Here is a 24,486-nt window from a genome sequence, read left to right as displayed (position 1 = left end):
GGGACCGAAAGTACTCACGAGGCACCAGCCTGGGGAGGTCATGGGGTGTAGACCACGTCCACCCAGTAGTTACCGCCGAGGTAGGACTGCTCCGGGAAGCCGGCGCCGACGCGGTACACGCCGTTCGCCGTTCCCGGTCCGGTCGCCGGGGCGCTGAGCGGGTTGCTCGTCACCGCGGTCCGCTGGAAGTACCCGCCATCGGCGGCGTAGTGCCCGTTCGGGACCGTGTAGGACGCGACGTACGTCGTGCCCGCGGTGACTGCGACCGGTGAGGCGAACGTCAGCGTCTGCCATCCGGTCGCGGTCTCGTTGGTGAACGTGCCGGTGGCCAGCTGGATCCCGGTGTTCGTCCACAATGTACCGATGTGGGTCCCGGTGTTGCCGGTGCCCTTGTAGAACTTGATCCCGGTGATGTTGCCGTTCGCCGAGGTGGTGAACCGCACGCCCATCTCGTAGCTGCCGGTGTCGTTCTCCGAGGTCACCGTCGGCTGGGTGGCCGCGCTGAACAGCGAGCACGGGCACGTCTGCGTTGTGGTGCCGGTGAACGACCACGTCGTGGCGTTGGCCATCACGTTCCCGTTGACGTCGGCGATCTTCACGCTCGCCGTGTACGCGGTGCCCGCGGCCAGCCTGGCCGACGGCGTGAACGTGACCGTCTTCTGGTCCGCCGACAGGGCAAGCGTGCCGGTGAGCTTGGCGCCACCCGGGTCGGCCAGCGTGAACTGCGCGGTGGACAGGTTGACCGGCTCGTTGAAGGTCGCGCTCACCGGGGTGGTCAGCGAGACGTTCGCCGCACCACTGGCCGGCGACGTGCCGGTGACCGAAGGCGGTGTGCTGTCACCGTTCGCGCCACCCTGCCAGATCACGTCGACCCAGTAGTTGCTGTTGCCGTACGAGTTGCTCGGGAACCCGCCGCCGGAACCGTAGCGGTAGACGCCATTGCTGCCGTCGACACCACTGGCCAGCGCGTGCAGGGCGCCATAATCCGCACCCACGCCGTTGAAGTAGCCACCAGACACCGAGTAGCCGCCGTTGGGCGCGTAGTACGAGACCACGTACGTCGTGTTCGGCTGGACCACGACCGGCGACGAGAAGGTCAGCGTCTGCCAGCCACCGCCGGACTCGCCAGTGAATGTTCCAGTCGCCAGACGGGTTCCGGAGCTGCTCCACAGCGAACCGGTGTGCGTGCCGGTGTTGTTCGGGCCCTTGTAGAACCGGACACCGAGCACGGAACCGTTGCTGTCGAACCGGACCTTGGTGCCGACCTCGACCGCGCTCGGGTCATCCGAGTCCACATTGGCCGGTGTGGCGAAGTCGTCCCAGACCGTGCACGGGCAGGACGCGCCGCGTGGCGAACCGGTCTTGAACGTCCAGGTGTACGGCGGGCTCGCGATCGAGTTACCGGCCGCGTCGGACGCCCGCACCGACATCGTGTAGCTCGTGGCCGCCGCCCACGCCTGGCTCGGGGTGAACGTCGCGGTCTTGCCGTCCGCGGACAGCGAGGCCGTGCCCGCCACCGAGGCCCCGCCCGGGCCGGTCGCGGTGAACTGCAAGGAGCTCGGCGCGATGGGCTCGTCGAAACCGATCGTCGGCGTGGCGTTGAGCCCGACGCTGCTGCTGTTGCTGAGCGGGTTGGTGCCCGTCACCAGCGGCGCCCGCGTGTCCGGACCGGGGTCTAGGCCGAAGACGACGTCGACGTAGTAGTTGGTGTCACCGAAGCTCTGCGTCGGCATGCCGGACGTGCCGACCTTGTAGACACCGTTCGGGTTGCTCGCCGTGCTCTGCGTGGCGGACAACGGTTCCATGCCGGTGGCCGAGTTGGTGAAGTACCCGGCGTCGCCGGCGTAGTGCCCGGTGTTCGTGTGGTACGAGACGATGTACGTCGTGTTGGCCGAGATGGCCACCGATGTCGGGAACGACAGGGTCTGCCAGCCGGACGCGGTCTCGTTGGTGAACGTGCCGGTCGCCAGGCGGGTTCCGTCGGTAGCCCACAGCGAACCGGTGTGCGTGCCGGTGTTGCCGTTGCCCTTGTAGAACTTCACACCGCGGACGTAACCGTTGGCGCTGGCCGTGAACTTCACACCCAGCTCCAGCGAGGTGCTGTCGTTCGTCGACGGCGAGGCCGGAACCGTTGTGTCGCTCCAGATGCTGCACGGGCACTGCCGCGCGTTGACGGTGACGTTCTGGGTGACCGCGTTCGACAGGTTCGCGGAGTCGTCCACCGCGCGCACCGCGAGCGTGCGGGCACCGGAGTTCGTCGGCGTGAACGTGTAGCTCCACGTGGTCGCCCCGGCGGTCCAGGTGGCCGGGTGCCAGGTGGCGCCGCCGTCGACGGAGGCCTCCACCCCGGCGACCTTGCCGGACCAGTCGATCACGTTGCCGGAGAAGGTGTACGGCGTCCCGACGACCGGGTTCTGGCCGATCGTGATGGTCGGGATCGGCGCCGCGGTGTCCGTGCTCATCACGCCGGCCACCAGGCCGAGGTCGGTGCGCAGCGTGCGGGGCTGGACGTTGTCCATGTCCGCCAGCAGGTTGATGGTCGCCTGCTGCATCGCACGGTCGGCCGTCGGCGTGCCGTTGGCCTTCAAGTGGTCGTTCTCCAAGCCCCACGCCCACTGCACCGTGCCCGCGCCGAACACGAGCGCGCCGCTGGGCTGGTACTTGTACATGGTCAACGCGTGCGTCTTCGTGCCGGGCGCGTACAGGTCGCCATAGTTCTGCAGGACGTAGTTGTCACCCGAGGCCGTCATGGCGACCGTGGTCCTGGACATCTGCGCGACACCGGCGGGCTGGAAGCCGTTGTCCTCCACCGAGTCCCACTCGTAGCCCAGGGTGCCGGGCTGGAAGGTCTTGACGTTGCCGGACGGCAGGTTGTCGATCCCGGAGTTGCGCCAGAGCCGCATCTTGCCGTACGCGGACGGCACGGTCAGCTGGTCGTTGCGGACGCCGTTGACGGTGAAGATCTGACCCAGCAAGGAGTTCTCCGGGCGGCCGCCGTCCTTCGGCGGGCTCTGCCGCGGGTCGCGCCAGGTACCGGTCCAGGTCGTCGCGTTCGGGTCGACCTGCCCGGCCTTGGTCTCCTTGTAGCAGACCATGGTCCGCCAGTTGGTGTGCGACGCGTCGGTCGACGGTTCCCAGCGGGTCTTCCAGAAGACCTCGTTGCCGGTCATGAACGCCATGTTGACGCCGGCCGCCCGGGCCGCCTCGACGTTGGCGCGTTGTTCGTTCGACCAGTACTCGTCGTGCCCGACCGGCATGAACACCTTGTGGTTCTGGATCAGGTTGCCCCGCCGGGCAGTGTCCACATCGGTCGTGTACGTCATGTCGTACCCGTTGGACTCGAGGAACTTGAGCATCGGGTACTCGGCGTTGAAGATGAAGTTCTCGTCGTTCCCGCCGAAGATCGGGCGGTTGTAGCTCACCTTGTAGGCGGAGCCGCCGTTGCCCGGGCCCTCGCCGGAGTAGAGGCTCTGTCCCCGCGGCTCGTTCGTGCGGTTGCCGTAGGTGTTGTACGCCTGCCAGGTGGCGTCGGAGGTCTGGAACATCAGGTCCGAGGTGCTGCTGTCGTCACGGACGACGAACACGATCTCGCTCTCACCGATGCTGCCGTCGGTGTAGTCACGGTGCAGCACGGCGTAGTAGAGACCGGAAACCGCGCTCGACGGGACGTTCCACGTGAAGGTGGTGGACCAGTTGCCGCAGTCGACCAGTCCGGTGGGGTCGGTGTCCAGGCAGTTGGGCTGGCTGGACGCCCCGGTGCGCGGGATGCTCTGCACCAGCCGCGCGCCTTTACCGTGGTAATAACCAAGACGGTAAATGTCGAGCCGGTATTGGGTCGCCGTTGTCTTCACCTTGAACTTGACGGTGTTGCCCGGCGCATAGGAGATGTCGTCGGCGTAGCCGATGATCGAGTCGTCGAAAGCCTGTACCTGCCACTGATCCGTCTCGGTGGCCGTGTTCGACGCGTTCTCACAAGCGATCTTGTTGACCGGCGGGTCACACGGTCCGCCGGCCGCCGCGGCCGGTCCCGCGAGTGCCCCGACGACGGCTAGGTTGGCGGCCACCAATGCCACTGACGCGACTTGCGCCACTCTTCGTCTCAGGTGAAAACCGAACACCCGCATCGCTCCGCCTTCCAGCAACCACCGCTTACCCCTGTCGTCAACGGAAAAATCGACCCTGGAGCAGTTGATGTTACGACTTTCGGGGGAGCTTGCCCGAAAGGGTGATTGCGGTCGGGTAACGCGAATTCACTGTGCTACCAACTGGAATGGTGAGATCACAACGAATTCGGAGCGATGCGGGCGTTTGACGAACCGGTCGGGTCAGTTGCAGCTGACCAGCAACGGGGTCACCACGGTGCAGGTGGTGGCCGCGGAGTTGTTTGCTGCCACCGGATCCGTGGGCGTCGACGCTGTCTTGGTCGCGCTGATCCGGAACGGCAGTCCGATGTAGAGCAGTCCAAGCGGGACGGAGAAAGTACCCGTCGCGCTCGCACCGGAAGCAATCTCACCAAAGGTGCAGACCGGCTGCGAACCACCCGTACACCCCGGACCGGAATTGGCCGTCAGGCCGGGCGAAAGGGCACCGCGAACCTCGGCGGAGGTCAACTTTCCGGGGCCGTTGTTGGTGACTCGCACGGTCACGTCGATTCTCGGCACCAGCAGACCGGCTTTCGGCACCGCGGAAAGGCTCACCGCGGCGTCCGCCTGGGCGATGACGGTGAGGGTGGCCACATCGACCGGGTCGATGCCGTCATTGCGGCCCAGCAGCTGCCCCTGCAGCGTGTGCACGGCGCCTTGGGCGTCCGCCTTCACGCGGAGGTTGAACACGATGGTGACCGTCTCGAAGCCGTTCATGGCCCGTGACATGACCGCCATGTAGCCGATCGGTCCGCTCGGTGTGTCCACAGTGGTGCATGTCAGATCCGGGAGGCCGGAGCAGCCCTCCATGGTGGCGTAGGACGGCAGCGGCACCTCTTTGCTGAACAGCCGGATGGTCGGGCTGAGGATGCTGCCGGACGTGTTGTTGTGCACCGTTTCGGTGACCGTGAAGGCGTCCCCGGGCTGGACCTGCCCTGGCGAGACGGTCGCCTCGACGGCGAGCCCGTCCGCGGACGCCGGTGTGGCCGCGACGACGAACGCCGCGGCCATGGCCGAAACGATAACAAGGGGCCTGAGCCTCATGTCACAACTCCCATCAGTAGGCCCCCTGTCCGGTCACCACGGCACGGACCGTCTTCCACAGGATCACTGCGTCCAACGTCAGCGACCAGTCCTCTACATAGCGGAGATCGAGCCGGACGGACTCCTCCCACGGCAGGTCGCTTCGACCGCTGACCTGCCACAGACCGGTCATGCCCGGCTTCACCAACAGCCGCCGCCGGACATCCGGGGCGTACTTCTTCGTCTCCTCGGGCAGCGGCGGCCGCGGCCCCACCAACGACATCTGCCCGCGCAGCACGTTGAAAAGCTGCGGCAGTTCGTCCAATGAGTACCGTCGGAGCACCGCGCCGACCCGGGTGACGCGTGGGTCCTTGCGCATCTTGAACAGCAGGCCGTTGCCCTCGTTGGCCAGCCCGGCCTTCATAGCGTGCGCGTTTTTCACCATCGTGCGGAACTTCACCATGGTGAACGAGCGGCCGTCCTTGCCGATACGGCGCTGCCGGTAGAACACCGAACCCCGGCTGTCCAACAGGATCAGCAGGCTGATCGCCAGGATCAGCGGGGAGAACAGGGTGAGCAGCAGGCCGGAGCCGACCCGGTCGACGATCTCCTTGACCACCCGGCGGGCGCCGCTGAACACCGGCGCGCTCACCCGCAGCAGCGGCATGCCCAGCACACCGCTCACGTGCAGGCGCGGCCCGGCGACCTCCATCAGCACCGGCGCGACGACCATCTCGGCCTCGCTGCCTTCCAGGTTCCAGGCCAGTTCCTGCAGCCGCCGCGGGCTCCAGTACGGGTCGGAGGCGATCGCCACCACGCGGTAGCCCCCGCGCCGGACGTGCTCGGCCAGCTCGCGCAGGCGGCCCACCACCGGGACGCCCTCGAGCTCGTCGTCGCTGTCGCCGCGACCGTCGAAAGTGCACACTGCCTCGACCTTCCAGCCGAGGTGTGGCGCCAGTTTCGTGCGCACGATCAGGTCGCGCGCGGTCTCCACGCTGCCGGCGACGAGCACCGGTAACAGACACTTGCCTTCCCTGCGCGACTTATGCAGCAAGCGCCGCAACAGATACCGCTGCGGGAAGGCGAGTACGGCGATCGCCGGGATCGCGACGAACACCCACACCCGGATGTTCGTCGAGTCGACGGCCAGACCGCCGAGGGCGAGCACCACCGCCGCGGAGAACAGGCCCCGGCCCAGCCGGCCGAACTCGTCGGCCCCCTGCCCCAAGGCGTTCTGGCCCCACGCGCGGTTCATCCACAGCGAGCACAACACAAGCGCCACGGTCGTGACGCCAAGCACAACCCACAGCTGGTGCCAGCTCTCGGCGCCCTTCGCGCCGAACAGCAGGCCGACGACGGAGACCGCGAGCACGGTCGCGAAGAGGTCGCTGAGGATCACGGAACGCCGGTATCTCGGCTCCCACGAAGCGATCGGGGCCTGGCCAGGCTCAGCTATGGACAGCAGGCGGCGCGGCCGGGAGTGGTACTCCGGCAGCACACGTCCGTGCACGCCATGGCGAGTCGAGCTGGCTTGCTCACCCATCGTTGGTCCCCCCGCTGGTCGGGTTCGGGCATGGTCATTCCGGCACAAGCGGCCCCGACCGCCCATGTCCGCTACAAAAGTCTTTGGCAGATAACGAAGTGATGTCGGGGCTGCCGTGCCCCGGCGTACCAAGAGTCGCTCACGTACTTCTGACCGTTACGCGCGGGGTTACCAGGTTTTTCGGCTACTCCGCCCGCGCGGCGGTCTGTTACTCACCGACTGATCCACTTCATCGCCCGTATGTTCACCCGGAATGACCAGCGCGCCGGACAAACAGCCCTCGGCTCCCTTACTCGGGTTAGGTCGAACGGCCTAATCACCCAAGTAGTTCGTGCAGGCAACTACATTCCGACCCTGCCGAAGTCAACCCGAAAATATTCACGCATTCCCGATCCGGCGAATGGGTGCCATTCGCGGATGGGCGTAACGCCGCAGCGCCGGGGCCACCGGACGGCCCTCCATGAACCCGTCGACGCCCCCCGCTTCCAGCGCCTTCCGGTAGACGATCAAGGACTGACGTGCGGCTTCGATCGTGTGTTCGATGTCTTGATCCGTGTGTGCGGCGGAGATCACAAAAGACTGCCCGAGCACTCCGCGGCGCAACAACTCCTGCAGGAACAAGGTACGGAAAGGCTGCGACGGCTCACCCTGAGTGTCCTTTGTGGTGAATATCAAGCAGGACGGCCTGCCGATCACGGATACGGCACGGGCAATGCCAAGTTCGGCGGCCACGGAATTAACACCGTTAGCCAACTGGACTCCTGACTGTTCCATCCGGCCCACCGGATCGCCCTCCGTGTAGGCCCGCACCACGGCCCGGAATGCCGCCAAGGAGACCGTTTCCGGGCCGTGTGTGGTCGAGAGCAGAAATACCCTCGGGGCCTCGGTGCGCAGCCCGCCCAGCTCCATCAGCTCGCGCCGGCCGGCCAGCGCCGAGATCGGGAACCCGTTGCCCATCGCCTTGCCCCAGCAGGACAAGTCCGGTGTGACGCCGTAAACGGCCTGTGCCCCACCCGCCGACCAGCGGAACCCGGTGATCATCTCGTCGAAGACGAGCACCGTGCCGTGGTCGGTGCAGAGCCTGCGGACGCCCTCGAGGAACCCCGGCTCGGGCTCGGCGAGCGCGGTGGCCGCCTCCAGGACGACCGCCGCGATCTGTCCACTGTGCTCAGTGAAAAGGTTTTCCAGCGACGCCAGGTCGTTGTAGCGGAACTTGACCGTGTCCGGCGCTGGTGCGCCCGCATCCATCTGTGTAGTGCCGATGAACCAGTCGTCCACCGAGTAGAACGGCTGATCGCAGATCGCGATCATGCGCCGCCCGGTCGCCGCACGCGCCAACCGGATCGCGGCGGTGGTGGCGTCCGAGCCGTTCTTGGCGAACTTGACCATGTCCGCACCCGGCACCAGCCGGAGGAAGTCCTCGGCGGCGAGCAGCTCGAGCTCGGTCGGCCGGGTGAAGCTGATGCCGTCGGGCAGAACCGCGCGCACCGCGTCGAGCACGGGTTCGTAGGCGTGCCCGAGGGTGACCGACCGCAGTCCCATGCCGTACTCGACATAGCTGTTGCCGTCGGCGTCCCAGACCCGCGCGCCCCGGCCCCGCACGAGCACGGGGGACATGTGTTCGGGGTACTGGTCGGCACCGCGTGCATATGTGTGCGCGCCACCCGGCACGAGTTCGTGCAGACGTTCCTGCAGCTCGGCTGACCGGCGGAAATGCTCGTTCACGTGCACAACCTCCCACACCCCGTAGCTGGCCTGACACGGACAGGTAGCCTGCGCGCGTGACTGTCCGCCGGGTTCCGATCGGCACGGTGAACGTGGACGCCCTCACCGAGGCCGAAGTCGTCCACCACGTCCGTGGCTCGTGGAACAGCGGCGGCTGGATCCTGACCGCGAACGTCGACATCATCCGGGCCATCAGCCGCAACCGCGACCTCGTCCAGCTGGCGTCGACCGCCACCCTCACCGTCGCCGACGGTATGCCCCTGGTCTGGGCCGGGCGCCTCGCGGGTGAGGACATCCCCGAGCGGGTCACCGGATCCTCGCTCGTGCACACGCTCACCGACGCCGCCGCGCGGGACGGTAAGTCGGTGTTCATCCTGGGCGGCGCGCCTGGCGTGCCGGAGCGGGCCGCCCAGGCACTGCAGTCGCGGTCGCCCGGTCTGCGCATCGCGGGTGTCGCCGCGCCGCCGGTCGGGTTCGACGCGTGCCCGGAGAGCCTGCAGAAGGTCATCGAGTCGGTCGTGCTGGCCCGGCCGAACCTCGTGCTGATCGGGATGGGCTTCCCCAAACAGGAGCACATGATCACCCGGTTGAGGGAGGTCATGCCGCACGCCTGGTACGTCGGCTGCGGCGCGGGCATCCCGATGGCGTCCGGCGACTCCCGGCGCGCGCCGGTGCCGATGCAACGGCTCGGGCTGGAATGGCTGCACCGGCTCGTCAAGGAGCCCCGCCGGCTCGCCCGCCGTTACCTCCGCGACGACCTCCCGTTCGCGATCGCCCTGCTCGCGGGCGCTGCTGTGCGGCGGGTTCGCAGGTAAGTGGTGTTGGTCGCGCCGGGTCGCATCTGCCCTGGTTTGCGCCGATACTCGTTCGCGTGACGCTGCGCTTCCTCGGCCATTCCACGGTCCGTATGGAACTCGCAGGTCACGTCATACTCACGGATCCCGTCTTAACGCCACGCGTAGGCCCGTTGGTACGCGTAGTGCCGCCGTTGTCACCGGAGGCCTGGGCGGGGACCGACCTTGTACTCATCTCGCACATCCACGGCGACCACCTACACCTGCCGTCGTTGCGTCTACTGCCGTCGTCTGCCGTGGTTGTAGTGCCTCGTGGAGCGGGACAGTGGCTACGGCGTCGCGGCATACGCAACGTGTCGGAGCTGGGTGTCGGGCAAGAACTCGTGCACGGCGCACTGCGGATCACGGCCACCTACGCGGCACATTCCGGACATCGTTGGGGCCCGCGCTTGACTCACGGCCCGCACGCGCCTGCAGTGGGGCACATTGTGCGGACTGATGACGTTCGGATCTATGTGGCCGGAGACACAGACCTGTTCGACGGCATGACGGCGCTGGGCCCCGTCGATGTCGCGCTGCTGCCCGTGTGGGGGTGGGGCCCGAGCCTCGGCCCGGGGCATCTGACCCCGCAGCGGGCCACTGAGGCGGTGAAACGGGTGCGGCCACGGATCGCGGTGCCGGTGCACTGGGGGACGCTCGCGCTGCCCGGCCTGGCGCGCACCCCACGGATGAGACGGCTGCTGACCGAGCCGCCGCTGGAGTTCGCGGCGGCCGCGGGCCCCGCAGTGGTCGTGACGGCGCCCGGCGCCGAGGTCCCGTTGAGGCAGGGCATATGACGTACGCGCTGGACTGGTCGAACCCGTCCACCATCGGCTATCCGGTGATCTTCTTCGGCGTCCTGCTCGGGTCGATCATCCCGATCGTGCCCACCGGCGCCGTCGTGGGTGCCGGGGCGGCGGTGGCGATGACGAGCGCCGGCGGGCTGTCGATTCCGCTGGTACTGGCGGTCTCGACCGCGGGCGCCTACATCGGGGACGTGATCACGTACTCGGTCGCGCGGCTGGGCGGCGATCCCGCCGTGCGCTGGCTGGCCCGCCACCAGCACCAGGATCGTGTGACGAGTGTGCGCGACCAGTTCGCGAAGCGCGGCTGGCAGATCGTCGTCGTGGGCCGGTTGCTGCCGGCCGGGCGGATTCCCGTGCTGCTGGCCGCCGGTGCGCTCGCTTATCCGTGGCGGCGATTTCTGCCGACCGCATTGATCGCGGCCGCTGTTTGGGCTGTGGCGTATGCGTTGCTGGGCATCATCAGCGGCGGGATCTTCGACTCACCACTGGTGGCTTCGCTCATCGCGACTCTGTTGGTGCTGCTGGTGACCGTGGCGATGGCCGTGCTCGCCCGCCGCCAGCACCGCGCTCCCGACGCCGGGCGGCTGCTGCGGGGCGGCCGGGTGACGCTGCGGGCGATCCTGATCTGGATCATCCTCACCGCCGCGATCCGGCTGCTGGACGTGTGGCTGCCCGGGTTCGAGATGACCCAGTGGTGGCAGCCGACGGTGTGCGCGCTGGTGGTCTCGCTGATGTCGGTCGTGGTGTGGCCGCTGGTGCTGCGGTTCGCCCTGCCGATCGCGTTCTTCACGTTGGGGCTGGGCAGTTTCCTCATCATCGGCGCCGGGACCCTGGCCATTTTCAGGGCGATCCCGGGGGTCGAGATCTCGAACCTCCGCTCGGCGGTGGCGGTCACCATCGGGATGGCCGCGGTCGGCGTGATCACCAGCAGCCTGCTGGCGTTGGACGAGGACGAGATCTTCTTCCGCCGGGTGGCAAGGAAAGGAACGCCCTCGGCGCTGCCGCCGGACACCCCGCCCGGGGTGATCTTCCTTCAGGTGGACGGGCTCGGCTACGACACCGTTCGGCGGGCCGTGCGCGACGGGGACATGCCGACGCTGGCTTCGTGGATCAACTCCGGCAGCCACGCGTTGGAGATGTGGCACACCGACTGGTCCTCGCAGACCGGCGCCTCGGTCTGCGGGATCCTGCACGGCGACAACCACGACATCCTCGGGTTCCGGTGGTATGAAAAGGATCGCGACCACGTCATGGCGTGCGCGCACCCCCGTGACGCCGCCGAGATCGAACGCCGCCACTCCGACGGCAAGGGCCTGTTGTCCGGCGGCGGCGCCAGCCACGGCAACCTGTTCACCGGTGACGCCGACCACGTTTCGCTGACCATGAGCGCGGTTCCGGTTCTACCCAAGGGTGTCCGGCGTGGACACAACGCGCGCACCGCCGACGGGTACTTCGCCTACTTCGCCCGTCCCGCCAACGTGATCCGGACCTTCGGGACGGCATTGGTAGACATGGTGCGGGAACTGTGGGCGTCGACCTCGCAGCGGCGGGCGGACGTGCGGCCGCGGATCAAGCGTGGCGGGATCTATCCGTTGGCGCGTCCGGGAACCACGGTGATCACGCGCGATGTCGTTGTGTCGGCGATCATCGAGGACATCCTCGCGGGCCGGCCCGTGGTGTACGCGGACTTCCTGGGCTACGACGAGGTCGCGCACCATTCGGGGATCGAGCGGTTCGACGCTTTGGCTGTGCTGCGGGGAATCGACCAGCAGATCGGCCGCCTGCGCCGGGCGACCCGGCTGGGCCCGCGGCCGTATCACCTCGTCGTGCTCTCCGATCACGGCCAGACGCAGGGCTGGGCGTTCGCGAACCGGTTCGGCGAGCCGATCGAGTCGTACATCGGCCGGTTGTGCGGCGGCTCGCCGTCCCCGGTTGCGGTGAAGTCCCCTGGTACCGCTGAGGGTTGGCAGATGGGCGCCGTGCTCGCCGAAGGCGGGTTGATCGCCCGGCGGTTGCGCGGCCGGGTGGAGCGGGCCGAGGTGCACGAGGACCGGCATCGCACACCTTCCGGGCGGCCGGGTGAGGTGGCCCGGGTCGCGCCGGGGGTGGTCGTCGTGGTGTCCGGGCACATCGCGATGGTGTCCTTCACCGACCACGAAGGCCGTGTGCCCCTGGAGACCATCGAACGCGAGTACCCGGAGCTGTTGCCCACCTTGGTCGATCACCCAGGTGTCGGCTTCATGTTGGTGCGCAGCACCGAGTTCGGCCCGGTCGTGCTCGGTCGCGACGGCCTGCACCGCCTCGCCACCGGCGTGATCATCGGTGAGGACCCGCTGAAGGACTACGGACCGCACGCCGCCGACCTCATCCGCCGCGTGGACACCTACCCGCACTGCGCGGACATCATGATCAACAGTCGCTACGACCCCGGCACCGACAACGCCTCGCCGTTCGAGATGCACGTCGGCTCGCACGGCGGCATGGGCGGCCCCCAGGCCCGCGGTTTCCTGGTCTACCCCAAGTCCCTGCGCCCACCCGGCGAGATCGTCGGCGCCGAGTCCCTGCACGCCCTGTTCCGCGACTGGCTCACCGAGCTGGGCCACCCAACCCCCGCCACCCCCAAGGAGGAAGAGGACATCACCCTCGCCCCTCAGCCCACGTGACCGGTGACCTCCTTGATGAGGTCGGCGAGGTGGCGGGCTTGGGTGTGGGTGGTGAGGTCGCGTTCGAGGCGGGCGCGGCCGGCGGCGCCCATGGCATCGGCGCGGTCGGGGTCGGACAGCAGCGCGTAGACGGCCGAGGCGAACATGTCGACGTCCCCCGGCGGCACGACAAGGCCGTCGTGCCCGTGTTTCACATACCCCTCAAGGCCTTCGCTCGCGGTGACCACGTAAGGCCGCCCGCACGCCATCGCCTCCAGGACCACCGACATGCCGGATCCGTGGATGTTCGGCCGGGTCGCGACCGCCACGATCGACGCCGTGCCGTAGTACTGGCGCCGCAACGGACCGAGATGCCCGCGGTGCAACGTGCCCAGCTCGGGAGGGAGGTCGACGTCGAGCTGTGTCGCGAGGTTCAGCCGCGTGCCGGACCGCCGGCGCCGCACCTCACTCAGCGCCTTGACCAACGTCTCGTGATCGCGGTGCGGGTCATCGCCAACGGACACCACGAGATCCCGGTCGACGCCGTCGGGCGACGGCCGGAACCACGAACCGTCCACACCGAACGGTACGAACCGCAGCTTCCGTTCCGGCACACCCCATTCGTCGCGCATCACAGGGATCTGCCCGTGGGACTGGACGAACACAGCGTCCATTTTGTCCAGTGCGGCCCGAGCGCGGCGCAGGAAACCCTTGGACCGCCCCGAAGGATCGGTCAGCAACTGGACCCCGCTGACCACCGGCGGCCGGAAAGGCAGGGCGACGGCGGGGATCCCGGTGAACTCGTCCCAGCACAGCACGACGTCCGCGCTGCGCCGCAACGAGTTCCGCGAGGCCATCAGCGCCTCGAAGTACTCCAGCCCACCGAGGCGCGCCCGCACGCGGCGGGCGACGGCCTTGGGAATGCGGCCCTTCATCGACGGCCGGAACACGACGTCCACGCCATGGTGAGCCAGTTCGTCGATGCCGAACGGAGTCCTGTTGGGCACTTCGCCAACAGCGTTGCGCGCGGGCCACCCGGCCGCGTCGAGGTAGTGGATGAGCTCGACCCAGGCGCGCACGCGGGACAAAACCGGTACTCCGTTCACATCTCGAGCATCAGCTCGGCAAGCCGGGCGGCCTGCAGCTCGGTGCTGAATCGCTGTTCGACCCTACGGCGCCCGGCGGCGCCGAACTCAGCGGCCATCGCCGGGTCGGACAGCAGCCGCTGGAGGCACTTGGCCAGCTCGTCCTCGTCGCCGACGGGGTAGACCAGCCCGGTCTCCTCGGGCACAACATAGTCCGTTAGGCCCGGAGTGTCCGGAATCACCACCGGCCGGCCGCTCGCCATCGCCTCGAGGGTCACCGTCAGGCCGGATGCGTGCACGTTCGGCCTGGTGGCGAGGGCCACGACGGACGCGCGCGCGTACAACCCGCGGATCTCGCCCTCGGTCAGCCCGGGCCGGACGACCTCGGGGTCGACGGGCAGCCGGGTCGCGATCTCCAGCCGCGCCCCCACCTGCCGGGCGGCACGAACCAGCAGGTCGTGGTCGCGGTGGCGGTCGTTGCCCGCGCTGACCACCAGGCCGGGCTCGGGTTCGCTCTCGGACGGCCGGAAGAAGCCGGTGTCGATGCCGAGCGGGATGTGCTGTGGATCACGAACACCCCAGTCGTCCCTCAACCGGGGGATCATCGCGCTGGACGACGCCCAGACCAATCCCGCTTTGGGCAGCGCCCGCCGGGCGAACCACGCGGTGGCCCTTGATACCTCGTCGGTCAGCCACACCACCCCGGTGACCACGGGTTTCTTGCGTTCCCGGAGGATCGCGGGGACGCCCGAGTACTCGTCCCAGCAGAGCACGGCATCACAACCATGCCGGCGGATCGCGTCGACCCATTCGTACCCACCCAGACGGTGCCGAGCGGCCCGCGCTACTCGTCCGAGTAGACGTCCGCGATAGGGCGTTCGGACGATCGGGTGAATTCCGTAGCGGGTCAGCCGGTCGAATCCATACGGCCAGTGATCGGGGACCTCGCCTCGAGCGTGCCGGGCAGACCATTCAGCCGGATGCAGCTGGTGTGACAATTCCACGTACACCCGCACTGTCTCGGTCCTCCGTGTCGCCCTGGCACCGCGTGGGATCAGCGGCAACGCGAAGTTACTAGACTACGGGCCGTGTCCAGGGCGGCGGCGATCGCGCGAGGGGTCGCCCTCCAGGTGGTAGCACGGGTATCCGCGCTACCGCTCGCGATCGTCACTCTCGGTGTCGCCACCCGGTACCTGGGCGAGCACCAGTACGGCGTGATGACCACCGCGATCGTGTTCATCGGCCTGTTCGAGACGCTGACCTCGCAGGGCATCGGCACGGTGATCGTGCGCCGGGTCAGCGGCCGCGCGCAGGGCTCGCTGGCCCGCCTGGTCGGCATCGACCTGACGTTGTCGCTGGTCTACGCGGTGCCGCTGGCGCTGACCGCGGCCAGTATCGGGATCCTGACGTACAAGAACTCGCCGGAGACCCAGTCGGCGTTGCTCGTGCTGGCGATGGGGCTGATCTGCAGCGCGCTGGCGTCGTGTTTCGACGCGGTGTTCGACGTGCACGTGCGGTACGGCTCGGTCGCGACCGCGGAGTTCTTCTCGCGGGTGGCCACCCTCGGCGCCGCGGTCCTGGTGTCGGTGACCGACGCGGGCCTGCTGGCGATGTGCGCGGTGCAGATCATCCCGCAGTTGATCAAGATGATCGTGACCGGCCTGGCCGCGAACCGGATCACCCCGCTGCGCCCGATCGCCAACCTCGACGAGACCACCAGCCTAGTCAAGGAGAGCATCCCGTTCACCCTGATCATGATCATCGGGGTGGTCTACTGGCGGGTCGACGGCGTGCTGCTGTCCCTGCTCTCGGACACCCGCCAGGTCGCGGCCTACGGTCTGGCCGTCCAACTGGCGTTCACGCTGAACATGCTGCCCCAGGTGTTCTCCCGCACCGCGCTGTCGACGATCAACGAGGGCTACGCGACCGACCCCGAACGGTTCAGACGCGCGGTCGCGAGCGGCTACAAGTTCCTGCTGCTGTTCGCCACCCCCGTCGCCGTGCTCGGCATCCCCTTGGCGGGGCGGCTGATCACCGCCATCAGCTCCGACGAGTTCGCCTCCGCCGCCACGCCCGTGCTGCGCCTGTTCTTCGTGGCCGTCGGCATCACCTTCCTGACGTCGATCATCAGCGACGCCATGGTCGCGGCCCACCAGCAGAAGTACCTGACCACGCTGTCCACGGTGAACCTGATCGTCAACATCGCCCTCAACGCCGCCCTGATCCCCCTCTTCGGCGCGGTCGGCTGCGGCATCGCCCTGATCGTCACCGAGCTGTCGGGCGTCGTGTTCACCCAGATGCGCCTGCGCAAAGTCGGCGTGGACCCTCTCCCGTTCACCTACATCCTGCGGCTGCTGCCCGGCCTCAACCTCGCGCTGCTGGGCATGCTCGCCACCTGGAACCTGCCCATCGCCTTCCCGCTGATCGCCGGCTCCCTGGGCTACTTCGCCGGCGCCCTCATCGGCGGCGCCGTTCCCCCCGAAATGCGCGCCGCCCTCCTCGGCGCCATCAAACCCGGCAAGAAGTCACCAGCGTGACGGAATCAACACGACCGGGTGATGGGGACAGTGGGGGCTGGGTCAATCGAGCATGAGTGTGGGCCATGGCGTACAGCCGGGGCGGGGAGGCTGAGTAAGGTGACGCGATGTGACTAGTGGGCGGCCGTTTGTCGTGCTGGTGGTGAGTTATCGGCGGGCGGATCTGCTGCGGCGGTGTCTGGACAGTGTCCACAAGCACCTGGGTGGATGCCGGGTGTTGGTGTGGGACAACTTGTCGGCGGGCAGTGCTGAGGTGCGGGAGCTGGCGGCCGGGTATCCGGATGTGAAGTGGACGTTCTCGGCACGCAACGTGGGCTACGCGGCGGCGGTGAACGGTCTGGCGAAGCTCGCCGGGGACGCGGACCTGCTGCTGCTCAACCCGGACGCGGAACTCACCGGCCCGCTGACGAAAAGCCGCGCGGCCATCAAGGAGCCCGGTGTCGCGGCGGTGTCGCCGAAGGTGGCCGAACCGGATGGCGGCCCGGAGTGGGATGTGGCCCGGCGCAAGCAGACCGTGCTGCGCTCGTTGGTCAGCCATTCCGGCTACGGCAAGAGGTTGCGCGGCCGCGCGGTGTCCGACTACTACGCCGGCGAGCCTCACGATGTCGACGGCTACCTGTCTGGGTGCTGCCTGCTGATCTCCGGTGCGGCGTGGCGCGAGCTGGGTGGGTTCGACGAGAAGTTCTTCCTGTACGGCGAAGAAGCGGCCTGGCAACGCAAGGCGAAAGCCGGCGGCTGGCGGCTGGTGCTGGCCGACGAGAACGACGTGAAGCACGGCGCGGCGGGCACGATGGCCGGGGATCCGTTGGCGGAGCGGCGATCCCGTGACCTGCTGCGCGCCGGTCAGGCCGAGATGCTGGGCATGAGCAACTACGGCCCGGGCGCGTTCTTCACCGCGGGCCTGGCCGTTCTCGACCGCGTGCAACGTTCGCACCGCAAGGACCGCGAGAAGGAACGCCAGGCGGCCAAAGCCAAAGCCGACCCCGGCAAGCCGAGCATTCTGCTGACCACCAACGAGCTCTGCCAAGGCGGCGCCGAGCGGCAACGTGTCCTGCTGGCGAACGAACTGTCCAACCGCGGATATCCGGTCACGATCGCCTGCCTGCAGCACTTCGGCCCGCTCACCCCGGAACTCGACCCGAGCGTGCGCCTGATCCTCACGCCGTGGTGGCAGCCGCTGGTGGACCTGCCGACCGGCAACGCCGTGCTGATCACGGGGATCACCAACACCGAGGCCGGGTTCGCGCTCGGCTGGAAAGCCGCGAACCGCAACGGCCGCTGGCTGGCTGCGACCCACGAGCCGGCCGTTGAGGATGGCCCCACCTACGGTGGCAAACTGGCGAAGGTGATCAACCGCAGCGACGGCGTGATCGCGCTCTCGCCCAGGCACTGGGCCGCCATCACGAAGCACCAGTCGTTGCACACCAAGCATTTCCTCGCGCCCAACGGCGTCCCCGCGCAGCAGGACCGCGGCTACCACCCGCAGAGCCCGCTTCGGCTGGGCATGCTCAGCCGGATGGTCGAACACAAGAACCCGCACCTGCTGGTGAACGCGCTCGACACCCTGACCGGCCTCGACTGGACGCTGGACATCTTCGGCGAGGGCCCGGACCGGCCGAAGCTGCAAGCCCGGACGCCCGAACGGCTAACCGGCCGGGTCCGCTGGCGCGGCGCCTCGCCCGGGCCGGACCACGCCTTCGCCGAACTCGATGTGCTGTGCGTTCCCAGCCGCGCCGAAGCGTTCCCGCTGGTGATCGTCGAGGCGATGGCTCGGGGTGTGCCCGTTGTCGCTTCGGCGGTGGGTTCCGTGCCCGATGTGCTGGACAATGGTGCCGCTGGGGTGCTCGTCGAGCCGGTCACGGTGCAGGCGTGGGCCGCGGCGCTACGACCGATCATCGAGCAACCGGCCCGGCTCGGCCCGCTCGCCGCGGCGGGGGCACGCCGGGCCGCCGAACTGTACACAGTGGACGCAATGACCGACGCGTATGAGACCGCGATCGCGGCGGCGCTATGAGAGTGCTGTGGCTGTCGCCATGGATGCGCACCCTGTCGCGGGTGCATGTCGAGGCGTTGCAGGACGCCGGGCACGAGTGCCTGCTGATCACGTCCGACCAGCACTACGAGAAGACCGCGCCGAGGCCGTACGAGCGCGTCCTCGACCCGCGCCCCAAGGACATGCGCACGGTCGGCCCGCTGCTGCGGACCGTCCGGGAGGCCCGGCGGTGGCGGCCGCACGTGGTCGTGGTCGAGCTGGTCTGGGATCCGCGCTGGACGTTGTTCACCCGCCTGGCGCCGTCGGTGCACCTGATCCACGACGACCAGCCGCACGACGAGACCGAGGTGCGGCCGGGCTGGCAGCGCCGCCTGTTCGCCCGGTTCTCCGAGCGCGCCACGCGGGTCGTGGCGTTCAGCGACCACGTCGCCAAGCGCCTGCCGTACCCCGCCAGCGTGGTGCCGTTGACCAGCGATGTGCCCGAGACCGATCTGCCGGAGCCGCCGATCGAGCGGCACGACTTCGTGCTGTACGGCCGGATGGCGCCGTACAAGAACGTCCCGGTCGCGTTGCGGGCCTGGGAGCAGCACCTGTTGTCCGGTCAGCACAAGGGTGACCGGCTGCTGCTGCTCGGCGACGGCCCGCTCGACGTGTCCGAACAGGACCTTCCGCCGCGCTGCGAATGGCGCCGGGAGCGGTACTCCTATGCCGACGTCCTGCCGTTGCTGGCGCGCGCCAAGGCTTCCCTGGTGCACTACCGGCTTGCCACGCAGAGCGGCGTGCAGCTGCTGTCGATGCAGCTCGGCGTGACCCCGATCGTCTCGGATTCCGGTGGCCTGGCGGAGTTCCAGCCGCCGGACGAGCCCGGGATCGGGGTGGACGACGTCGAGGGCCTGGCGGCCGTCTTCGGCGAGCTGGCCGACCCGGATGTCGCGCAGCGACGCGGGGACGCGAGCCGCAAGCACTTCGAGCGGAAGTTCAGCGCTGCGCAGGCCGTGGACCGGCTCGCGGACGTCCTGGCGCAGGCCGCTCGCGACGATTCATGAAAATCCACCCGAAAACCGCCCTTAGGTTACTGCATTCGGCGGATTGACATGCTTCCATGGTCGCCATGGCTGAGGAGCAGATCGGACGGCGCCGGTTCATCGCCGCGGCGGCCGGCGCGATCGCGCTCGGGGTGGCCGGTGGCGTGGCGATCGGCCAGCAGGAGTGGTTCCGGCCGGACGACGCGGCCGAGCAGGTCCCCAAGCCGATCACCGCGGACCCGGAGGCCTCGCCGGACGCGCAGGCGCTGCTGAAGTGGTTCAAGGAGCTGCCCACCCGCAGCTCGCGCCGGGTGGTGAGCGGCCAGCAGATCGACGACATCACCGCGGCGAGCTTCGACGAGTTCATCGAGAAGCTGGCCACCCGGACCAAGAAGTACCCGGCGATGGTCGGCGTGATGGTCCGCGACGCCTGGACGCGAGCCGATGCCCGGGTGCTGATCGACCACTGGCGCAGCGGCGGCCTGATCACAATGGACATTCACCCCACCAACCCCTGGAACCCGGCGGGCGGCGCGAACTCGGCTTGGGTGCCTGACATGAAGGCGCCCAAGCCCGATCTGCGTGTCCTGCTGGCCACCGCGGACTCCAGCGCGCAACGCACCCTCTGGCGCAGCCAGCTGGAACGGATGGGCGATCTGGTCGAGGAACTGGGCCAGGCCGGGGCCGTGGTGCTGCTGCGGCCCTTGCACGAGAGCAACGGGGCGTGGTTCTGGTGGGGCCAGGATCTGGGCACCCACAAGACGAACGCCCGCGACCTGTACCGGGATGTCTTCTACTACATCACGCAGACCCGCAAGCTCCACAATGTCCTGTTCGTCTACTCGCCCGGCGCGTCCTGGAACGGCCCGGCGATGGACTACTACCCGGGCGCGGAGTACGTCGACATGATCTGCCCGTCCCGGTACGACGACGACATGCTGATGCTCGGCGAACGCGAGGGCGAGTCGCCCAACAGCGACTACAAGGACATCCTCACCGCGGAGAAGCCGATCGGGTTCGGCGAATGCGGCCCGGGCACGAAGCTGGACGGCAGCTGGGACGCGCGCACGATCATCAACCGGATCCGCTCGACCTACCCGATGATGACGTACTTCAACTGCTGGCACGGCTGGCAGAACAAGGTGATGGAGCTGGTGAAGGACAAGCACACCGAGGAGCTGATGCACGACCCGTGGGTGATCACACGGGACACAGTGGACTGGCGCCCGAAGAACCCGCCCTCGTCCAGTTCCCCGCCGAAACCCACGCCCACGTATCCCGGACCGGCTTCGCCACCATCGACCCGCAACCCGGTCATCCGGCCGCAGATCACCCGCTGACCGACCGCCAGGTCCGGACCATCTGGTCCATGTAGGGCTCGATGCCGAACGGTTCCACTGTGGACCGTGCGGCCTTGGCGAGGCGTTCACGGAGGGCGTCGTCCAGCAACGACTTCACGGCGGCGGCGATTCCGGCGACGTCACCGGGCTGGACCAGCAGGCCGTTCTCGCCGTCCTTGACGACCTCGCCGATCGAGCCGACCGGGCTCACCACCGGCACCAGCCCGTGCCCCATCGACTCCAGCAACGCCATGGGCAGGCCCTCATCGCGGCTGGGCAGCACGAAAACGTGTGCTGACGCCAGGAGTTCGTCGCGCTCGGCCGGAGTCAGCCAGTCGCGGATGTCGGCGTCGACGCCGAGCCGAGCCGCCAGAGCGCGGGTCTCGGCGACCTCACCGTCCCCAGCCATCACCAGCGATACCGGCAGGCCGGCAACGGCGTTGAGCACGTCCGCAGAGCCCTTACGAGCCCCGAAACGGCCCAGGAACACGACTTTGACGCCGTCGGGCTTGTCCGTGGGCGACGGCAGTTCGATCGGGTTGCCGAACGCGACCACCCGCTCGGGCCGGACGCCGAGCAGCTGCAGGTAGGTCGTCCGCCACGAAGACCCCAGCACCGCGAGCACATCCGCCTGCCGGAACGCCCACGCGATCGCCCGCCGGGCCGGTCCGGGCAGGCCGCGGTACCAGTCGACGAACTCCGCGCCGTGGCAGTGCAGCACGACCGGAACCCGGAAGAGCTTGGCCAGCAGGACGATCACGCTCTTGCGGATCACGCTGCCTCGCTCGGACACGTGCGCGTGCACGACATCCGTCCGCGGCAAAGCGGAAATCACCCGCAGAGTGCCGGAAAGCCAGAGTTTGAGGCGCATCGCGGCCGGGCCTTCGCGGTGGGTGACCACCATCCGCATCGACGCGACCTTGGCGCCGTGCCGCAGCAGGAGTGTCGTGACCGTGCCCATGCCGCCGCGTTCCTCGGGCGCGGACCCGACCATCAGCACCCTCATGAGGCTTGCGACTCGTGTGGGGGCGGCGGCGCGACCGGGCGCATCCGGGTGGTGTCGTTGCCGACGTTGGACCGCCGCTTGAGCTTCAGCACGAACCGCTGCGGGTAGAGCCAGCCGAGCACGAACATCGCGACCACGCCGAGCACCCCGCCGCCGATGGCGCCGCCGACCAGCAGCAACCAGCCGGGCGGGACGGACTTCGCCGGGGGCCGGCTGGGGTCGGTGATCACGTTCACCGCGACCCGGGTGGTGCCGCCGGGGTTGGTCTCCAGCTTGGTGACCGCGTTGACGAACGACTGGGTGACCGCGACCGCGTTGCGCCGGGCCGCCTCCGGGGTCGGCCCGGTCACCGCGAGCGCGAGGACGGTCGTGTCCCCGGCGACGGTCGCGGTGATCCGGTCGGTCAGCGTGGCCGTGTCGGTGCCCAGGGTCTGCGCGGCGGGCGCGGTGACCTGCGCGCTGGACGCGATCTGGGCGTACGTGGTCATCCGCTGGTTGACGTATTGGTTGCTCGAGTACGCCGTGTCCGGCTGGGCCGGGTCGCCCTGGCCGGTCATCAGGACCTGCGAGGTGGACGTGTACACGGCGTTGGCGAACTTGTTGCTCAGGTAGCCGCCGGCGACCAGGCCGACCACGACGCCGGCCGCGATCAGCCAGTGCCACCACTTGACGTTCCGAAGCAACCTCACCGTGTCATTATCCTGCCTGTCCGTAACGGCGTTCGCGCGACCTGCGCGAACTCGGGCGACCGCCAGCCGGTCGCGAGTCCCAACATAGCCAGAAGCAGCGCGACCACAAGCAGGGTCGGGCGGTCGATCAACGTGGTCTGCAGGATCGACTGCAGCGCCAGGCAGGCCAGCCCCAGTCCCAGAGCGACGATCAGAACGGTCGCCGGCGCTCGTCTGCGCCAGCTGTGCCAGACCACCGCGATCACCCGGACCATCAGCAGCCCGATCGCGATCAGCCCGGCGACCCCGAACCACAGCCACATCCGGATGTACTGGTTGTGGATCCACGGCCGGACCTCGACGACCGTGCGGTCGTGCAGCGCGTCGTACGAGATGATCTGGCCGCCGTACGAGATGCCCACCCCGGTGCCGAAGAACGGCTGGTCACGCAGGGCGGCCATGGCCGCGATGTTCTCGCGCTGCCGGTCGGCGAGGCTGTCCTCGGCCAGCGCGTTCCCGGTGAGCACGCTGGTCACCCGGTCGGCGAGGGCCACACCGGTCGACCCGAACACCCCTCCGCTCGCCGCGCCAAGCGCCAGCGCCCCGAGCACAACCGCCGCGATCAGGCGTTTCACCACTCCGCGCATGCCGAACCGGGCGACCGCGACGATCACCGCGAACCCCAGCAGCGGCGCCCAGGTGGAGCGGTTGAAGCTGAGCGCCTCGTGCAGCAGGCCGGGCAGGGCGAGCAGGAGCAGCCGCCAGCGCGGCCGGAACGGGAACGCGCCGGACACGAACAGGATCAGCAGGGGGCCCCACAGGTTGAGCACCGGCGCGCCCAGCCGGGCGACCTCGCTGGTGTCGGTGCCGGTGATGACCGAGTTCCGCTCGTCGACCAGCAGCAGCTCCCAGTGGGCCACCGTGGCCACGAGCTCGAGCAGGCTCGCCGCCGCCCCGCCGATCGCCACACCCGCGACGAGCTGCGGCAACCGCCCCGCGAACGCGCGGTGGATGATGATGAACCCGAACGGCACCAGCAGCAGCGCCCGCGCGGTGTCCGCCACCTCGGAGAAGTCCCCGCCCAGCAGTAAGCCGCGCGCGCACCCGAACAGAACCGCAGCCGTGGCAAGGATGATCGGCCAGGTGAGCACGGATTTGCCGTCGCGCTTCCACACCACCGCGAGCCCGATCACGACCGCGACTTCCAGGACCGTCGGCGTGACCGGCCCGATCTTCACCAGGTCGAGCTTCGGTTCCAGGACGGTGGCGCCAAGCACGAGGACCGCCACCGCGATCCACCGCGGGTCCTTGATCGACGCGGCCCCTGCGATGAGTGTGGCCAGTAAAACCGGATACGGCGACCCAGTACCCGCATAACCCGCGATCCCCACAAAGAACGTGGCCACCACAACCAGCCCACGCTTTGTCTTCAGGCCCCGGAAGATCCCTCTCAGCTCCCGGTCGACCTCATCCGCGAAAATCGCCGCCGACACCGCCCGCTCCGCCCCACCGGCGATCTGCTCGACCCATTTCCGCGGCCGTACGAGAACACACCCAAGCCACCCAGCAATAGTCCCGAGCGCCAACCCCAGTCCGAGCCCGAGCATGCCCCATTCCCGGGACGCGTTGACCGGGTCCCGCCCAGCCTCGGAGATCATCCCGGACACCCGGCTGGTCCCGGCCCCAAGCGGCGTCTCAGCGGTCTGAACAGCCTCGATGACCACCTTCGCCGCCTCGGTGGCCCGCTCGGCCATCCGCGCGGCCCGAGGACTGGAAAGTGTGATCAGAAGCGACTGAGACCCAGCGATCTCATGAGCATCAATGGCTTCACCCGGCCCTAACCCATACTGCCGAGCCACAGCCCCACTACTGGCGATCTGAGCCCAACTAGGCACCCGCTCAGTGATATGCCGGGCCTCGGAAGCGGTGGCGGGCCGATCATCAATCTGCGCCGCCGTGAACACAATGATCGCACTGCTCTCATATTTCGGCCCACCAGCCCCACCAACAAAAAACCCGATCCCACCCCCCAAAACAGCAAAGATCACCACCACAACAACCGGGAACCGCAAAACAAACCCCTTCACCCCCGCCACCCCCCACCCAGACGACGCCCTA

The 24,486-nt window shown here is 68.5% G+C and carries 16 protein-coding genes and 1 pseudogene; 8 read left to right on the top strand and 9 right to left on the bottom strand.

Translation table 11 applies throughout. The features are described 5' to 3' along the window. Window positions 1-38: 38 nt before the first annotated feature. The 4 genes from AB0J95_RS06640 to AB0J95_RS06625 all read right to left on the bottom strand — a co-directional run bounded on the left by AB0J95_RS06640 (window position 39) and on the right by AB0J95_RS06625 (window position 8,433). On the bottom strand, window positions 39-4,064 hold the full coding sequence (locus AB0J95_RS06640; RefSeq protein ID WP_364753180.1) for a DUF4082 domain-containing protein: 4,026 nt from the start codon (window positions 4,062-4,064) through the stop codon (window positions 39-41). A gap of 261 nt (window positions 4,065-4,325) precedes the next feature. Further along, entirely contained in the window at window positions 4,326-5,153 is an 828-nt protein-coding gene (locus tag AB0J95_RS06635) for a hypothetical protein (protein ID WP_364753178.1), read from the bottom strand. Between the two features lie 46 nt (window positions 5,154-5,199). Then, window positions 5,200-6,708 carry a sugar transferase gene (locus AB0J95_RS06630; RefSeq protein ID WP_364753176.1) on the bottom strand — a complete coding sequence of 503 codons (1,509 nt, stop codon included), beginning with the start codon at window positions 6,706-6,708 and terminating at the stop codon, window positions 5,200-5,202. 378 nt (window positions 6,709-7,086) lie between these two features. Next, the gene (locus tag AB0J95_RS06625; RefSeq protein WP_364753173.1) at window positions 7,087-8,433 is read right to left on the bottom strand and encodes a glutamate-1-semialdehyde 2,1-aminomutase; all 1,347 of its coding nucleotides are present in this window, start codon (window positions 8,431-8,433) and stop codon (window positions 7,087-7,089) included. 56 nt (window positions 8,434-8,489) lie between these two features. On the opposite strand from AB0J95_RS06625, the gene AB0J95_RS06620 reads away from it, so the two are divergent. The 4 genes and pseudogenes from AB0J95_RS06620 (at window position 8,490) to AB0J95_RS06605 (ending at window position 12,735) form a co-directional block, all read left to right on the top strand. Continuing rightward, entirely contained in the window at window positions 8,490-9,248 is a 759-nt protein-coding gene (locus AB0J95_RS06620; protein WP_364753171.1) for a WecB/TagA/CpsF family glycosyltransferase, read from the top strand. A gap of 62 nt (window positions 9,249-9,310) precedes the next feature. Continuing rightward, complete coding sequence (locus AB0J95_RS06615; protein WP_364753539.1) at window positions 9,311-10,063, top strand: MBL fold metallo-hydrolase; 753 nt, start codon at window positions 9,311-9,313, stop codon at window positions 10,061-10,063. Continuing rightward, window positions 10,060-10,515: pseudogene (locus AB0J95_RS06610) on the top strand (VTT domain-containing protein); the annotation flags it as partial. The gene AB0J95_RS06615 and the pseudogene AB0J95_RS06610, both read left to right, overlap by 4 nt. A 93-nt stretch (window positions 10,516-10,608) precedes the next feature. Then, the gene (locus AB0J95_RS06605) at window positions 10,609-12,735 is read left to right on the top strand and encodes a phage holin family protein (RefSeq protein ID WP_364753536.1); all 2,127 of its coding nucleotides are present in this window, start codon (window positions 10,609-10,611) and stop codon (window positions 12,733-12,735) included. Here the strand turns inward: AB0J95_RS06605 and AB0J95_RS06600 are convergent. Both AB0J95_RS06600 and AB0J95_RS06595 read right to left on the bottom strand, forming a co-directional pair. Next, on the bottom strand, window positions 12,723-13,820 hold the full coding sequence (locus tag AB0J95_RS06600; RefSeq protein ID WP_364753168.1) for a glycosyltransferase family 4 protein: 1,098 nt from the start codon (window positions 13,818-13,820) through the stop codon (window positions 12,723-12,725). The genes AB0J95_RS06605 and AB0J95_RS06600 overlap by 13 nt on opposite strands. After that, the gene (locus AB0J95_RS06595) at window positions 13,817-14,572 is read right to left on the bottom strand and encodes a glycosyltransferase family 4 protein (protein ID WP_364753166.1); all 756 of its coding nucleotides are present in this window, start codon (window positions 14,570-14,572) and stop codon (window positions 13,817-13,819) included. Before AB0J95_RS06595 ends, AB0J95_RS06600 begins: the two co-directional genes overlap by 4 nt. A 315-nt stretch (window positions 14,573-14,887) precedes the next feature. On the opposite strand from AB0J95_RS06595, the gene AB0J95_RS06590 reads away from it, so the two are divergent. From AB0J95_RS06590 to AB0J95_RS06575, 4 genes are all read left to right on the top strand, one after another. Beyond that, entirely contained in the window at window positions 14,888-16,336 is a 1,449-nt protein-coding gene (locus AB0J95_RS06590) for a flippase (RefSeq protein WP_364753164.1), read from the top strand. A 109-nt stretch (window positions 16,337-16,445) separates the two neighbouring features. Next, complete coding sequence (locus AB0J95_RS06585; RefSeq protein ID WP_364753161.1) at window positions 16,446-18,350, top strand: glycosyltransferase; 1,905 nt, start codon at window positions 16,446-16,448, stop codon at window positions 18,348-18,350. A 23-nt stretch (window positions 18,351-18,373) separates the two neighbouring features. Further along, on the top strand, window positions 18,374-19,375 hold the full coding sequence (locus AB0J95_RS06580) for a glycosyltransferase family 4 protein (protein ID WP_364753158.1): 1,002 nt from the start codon (window positions 18,374-18,376) through the stop codon (window positions 19,373-19,375). A gap of 65 nt (window positions 19,376-19,440) precedes the next feature. Next, on the top strand, window positions 19,441-20,694 hold the full coding sequence (locus AB0J95_RS06575) for a glycosyl hydrolase (RefSeq protein ID WP_364753155.1): 1,254 nt from the start codon (window positions 19,441-19,443) through the stop codon (window positions 20,692-20,694). On the opposite strand, the gene AB0J95_RS06570 is transcribed toward AB0J95_RS06575, so the two are convergent. The 3 genes from AB0J95_RS06570 to AB0J95_RS06560 are packed head-to-tail and all read right to left on the bottom strand — an operon-like array spanning window position 20,684 to window position 24,122. Further along, the gene (locus AB0J95_RS06570) at window positions 20,684-21,700 is read right to left on the bottom strand and encodes a glycosyltransferase family 4 protein (protein WP_364753152.1); all 1,017 of its coding nucleotides are present in this window, start codon (window positions 21,698-21,700) and stop codon (window positions 20,684-20,686) included. The two genes, AB0J95_RS06575 and AB0J95_RS06570, sit on opposite strands and share 11 nt — an antisense overlap. Beyond that, the gene (locus tag AB0J95_RS06565; RefSeq protein ID WP_364753150.1) at window positions 21,697-22,389 is read right to left on the bottom strand and encodes a hypothetical protein; all 693 of its coding nucleotides are present in this window, start codon (window positions 22,387-22,389) and stop codon (window positions 21,697-21,699) included. The genes AB0J95_RS06570 and AB0J95_RS06565 overlap by 4 nt, the downstream gene beginning before the upstream one ends. After that, complete coding sequence (locus AB0J95_RS06560; protein ID WP_364753147.1) at window positions 22,386-24,122, bottom strand: O-antigen ligase family protein; 1,737 nt, start codon at window positions 24,120-24,122, stop codon at window positions 22,386-22,388. The genes AB0J95_RS06565 and AB0J95_RS06560 overlap by 4 nt, the downstream gene beginning before the upstream one ends. Window positions 24,123-24,486: the final 364 nt, after the last annotated feature.

Source organism: Actinocrispum sp. NPDC049592 (assembly GCF_040675465.1).
GTDB lineage: Bacteria > Actinomycetota > Actinomycetes > Mycobacteriales > Pseudonocardiaceae > Kibdelosporangium.
Note: the sequence above shows the minus strand (reverse complement) of the source record. Positions and strands in the feature narration are given on the sequence as shown.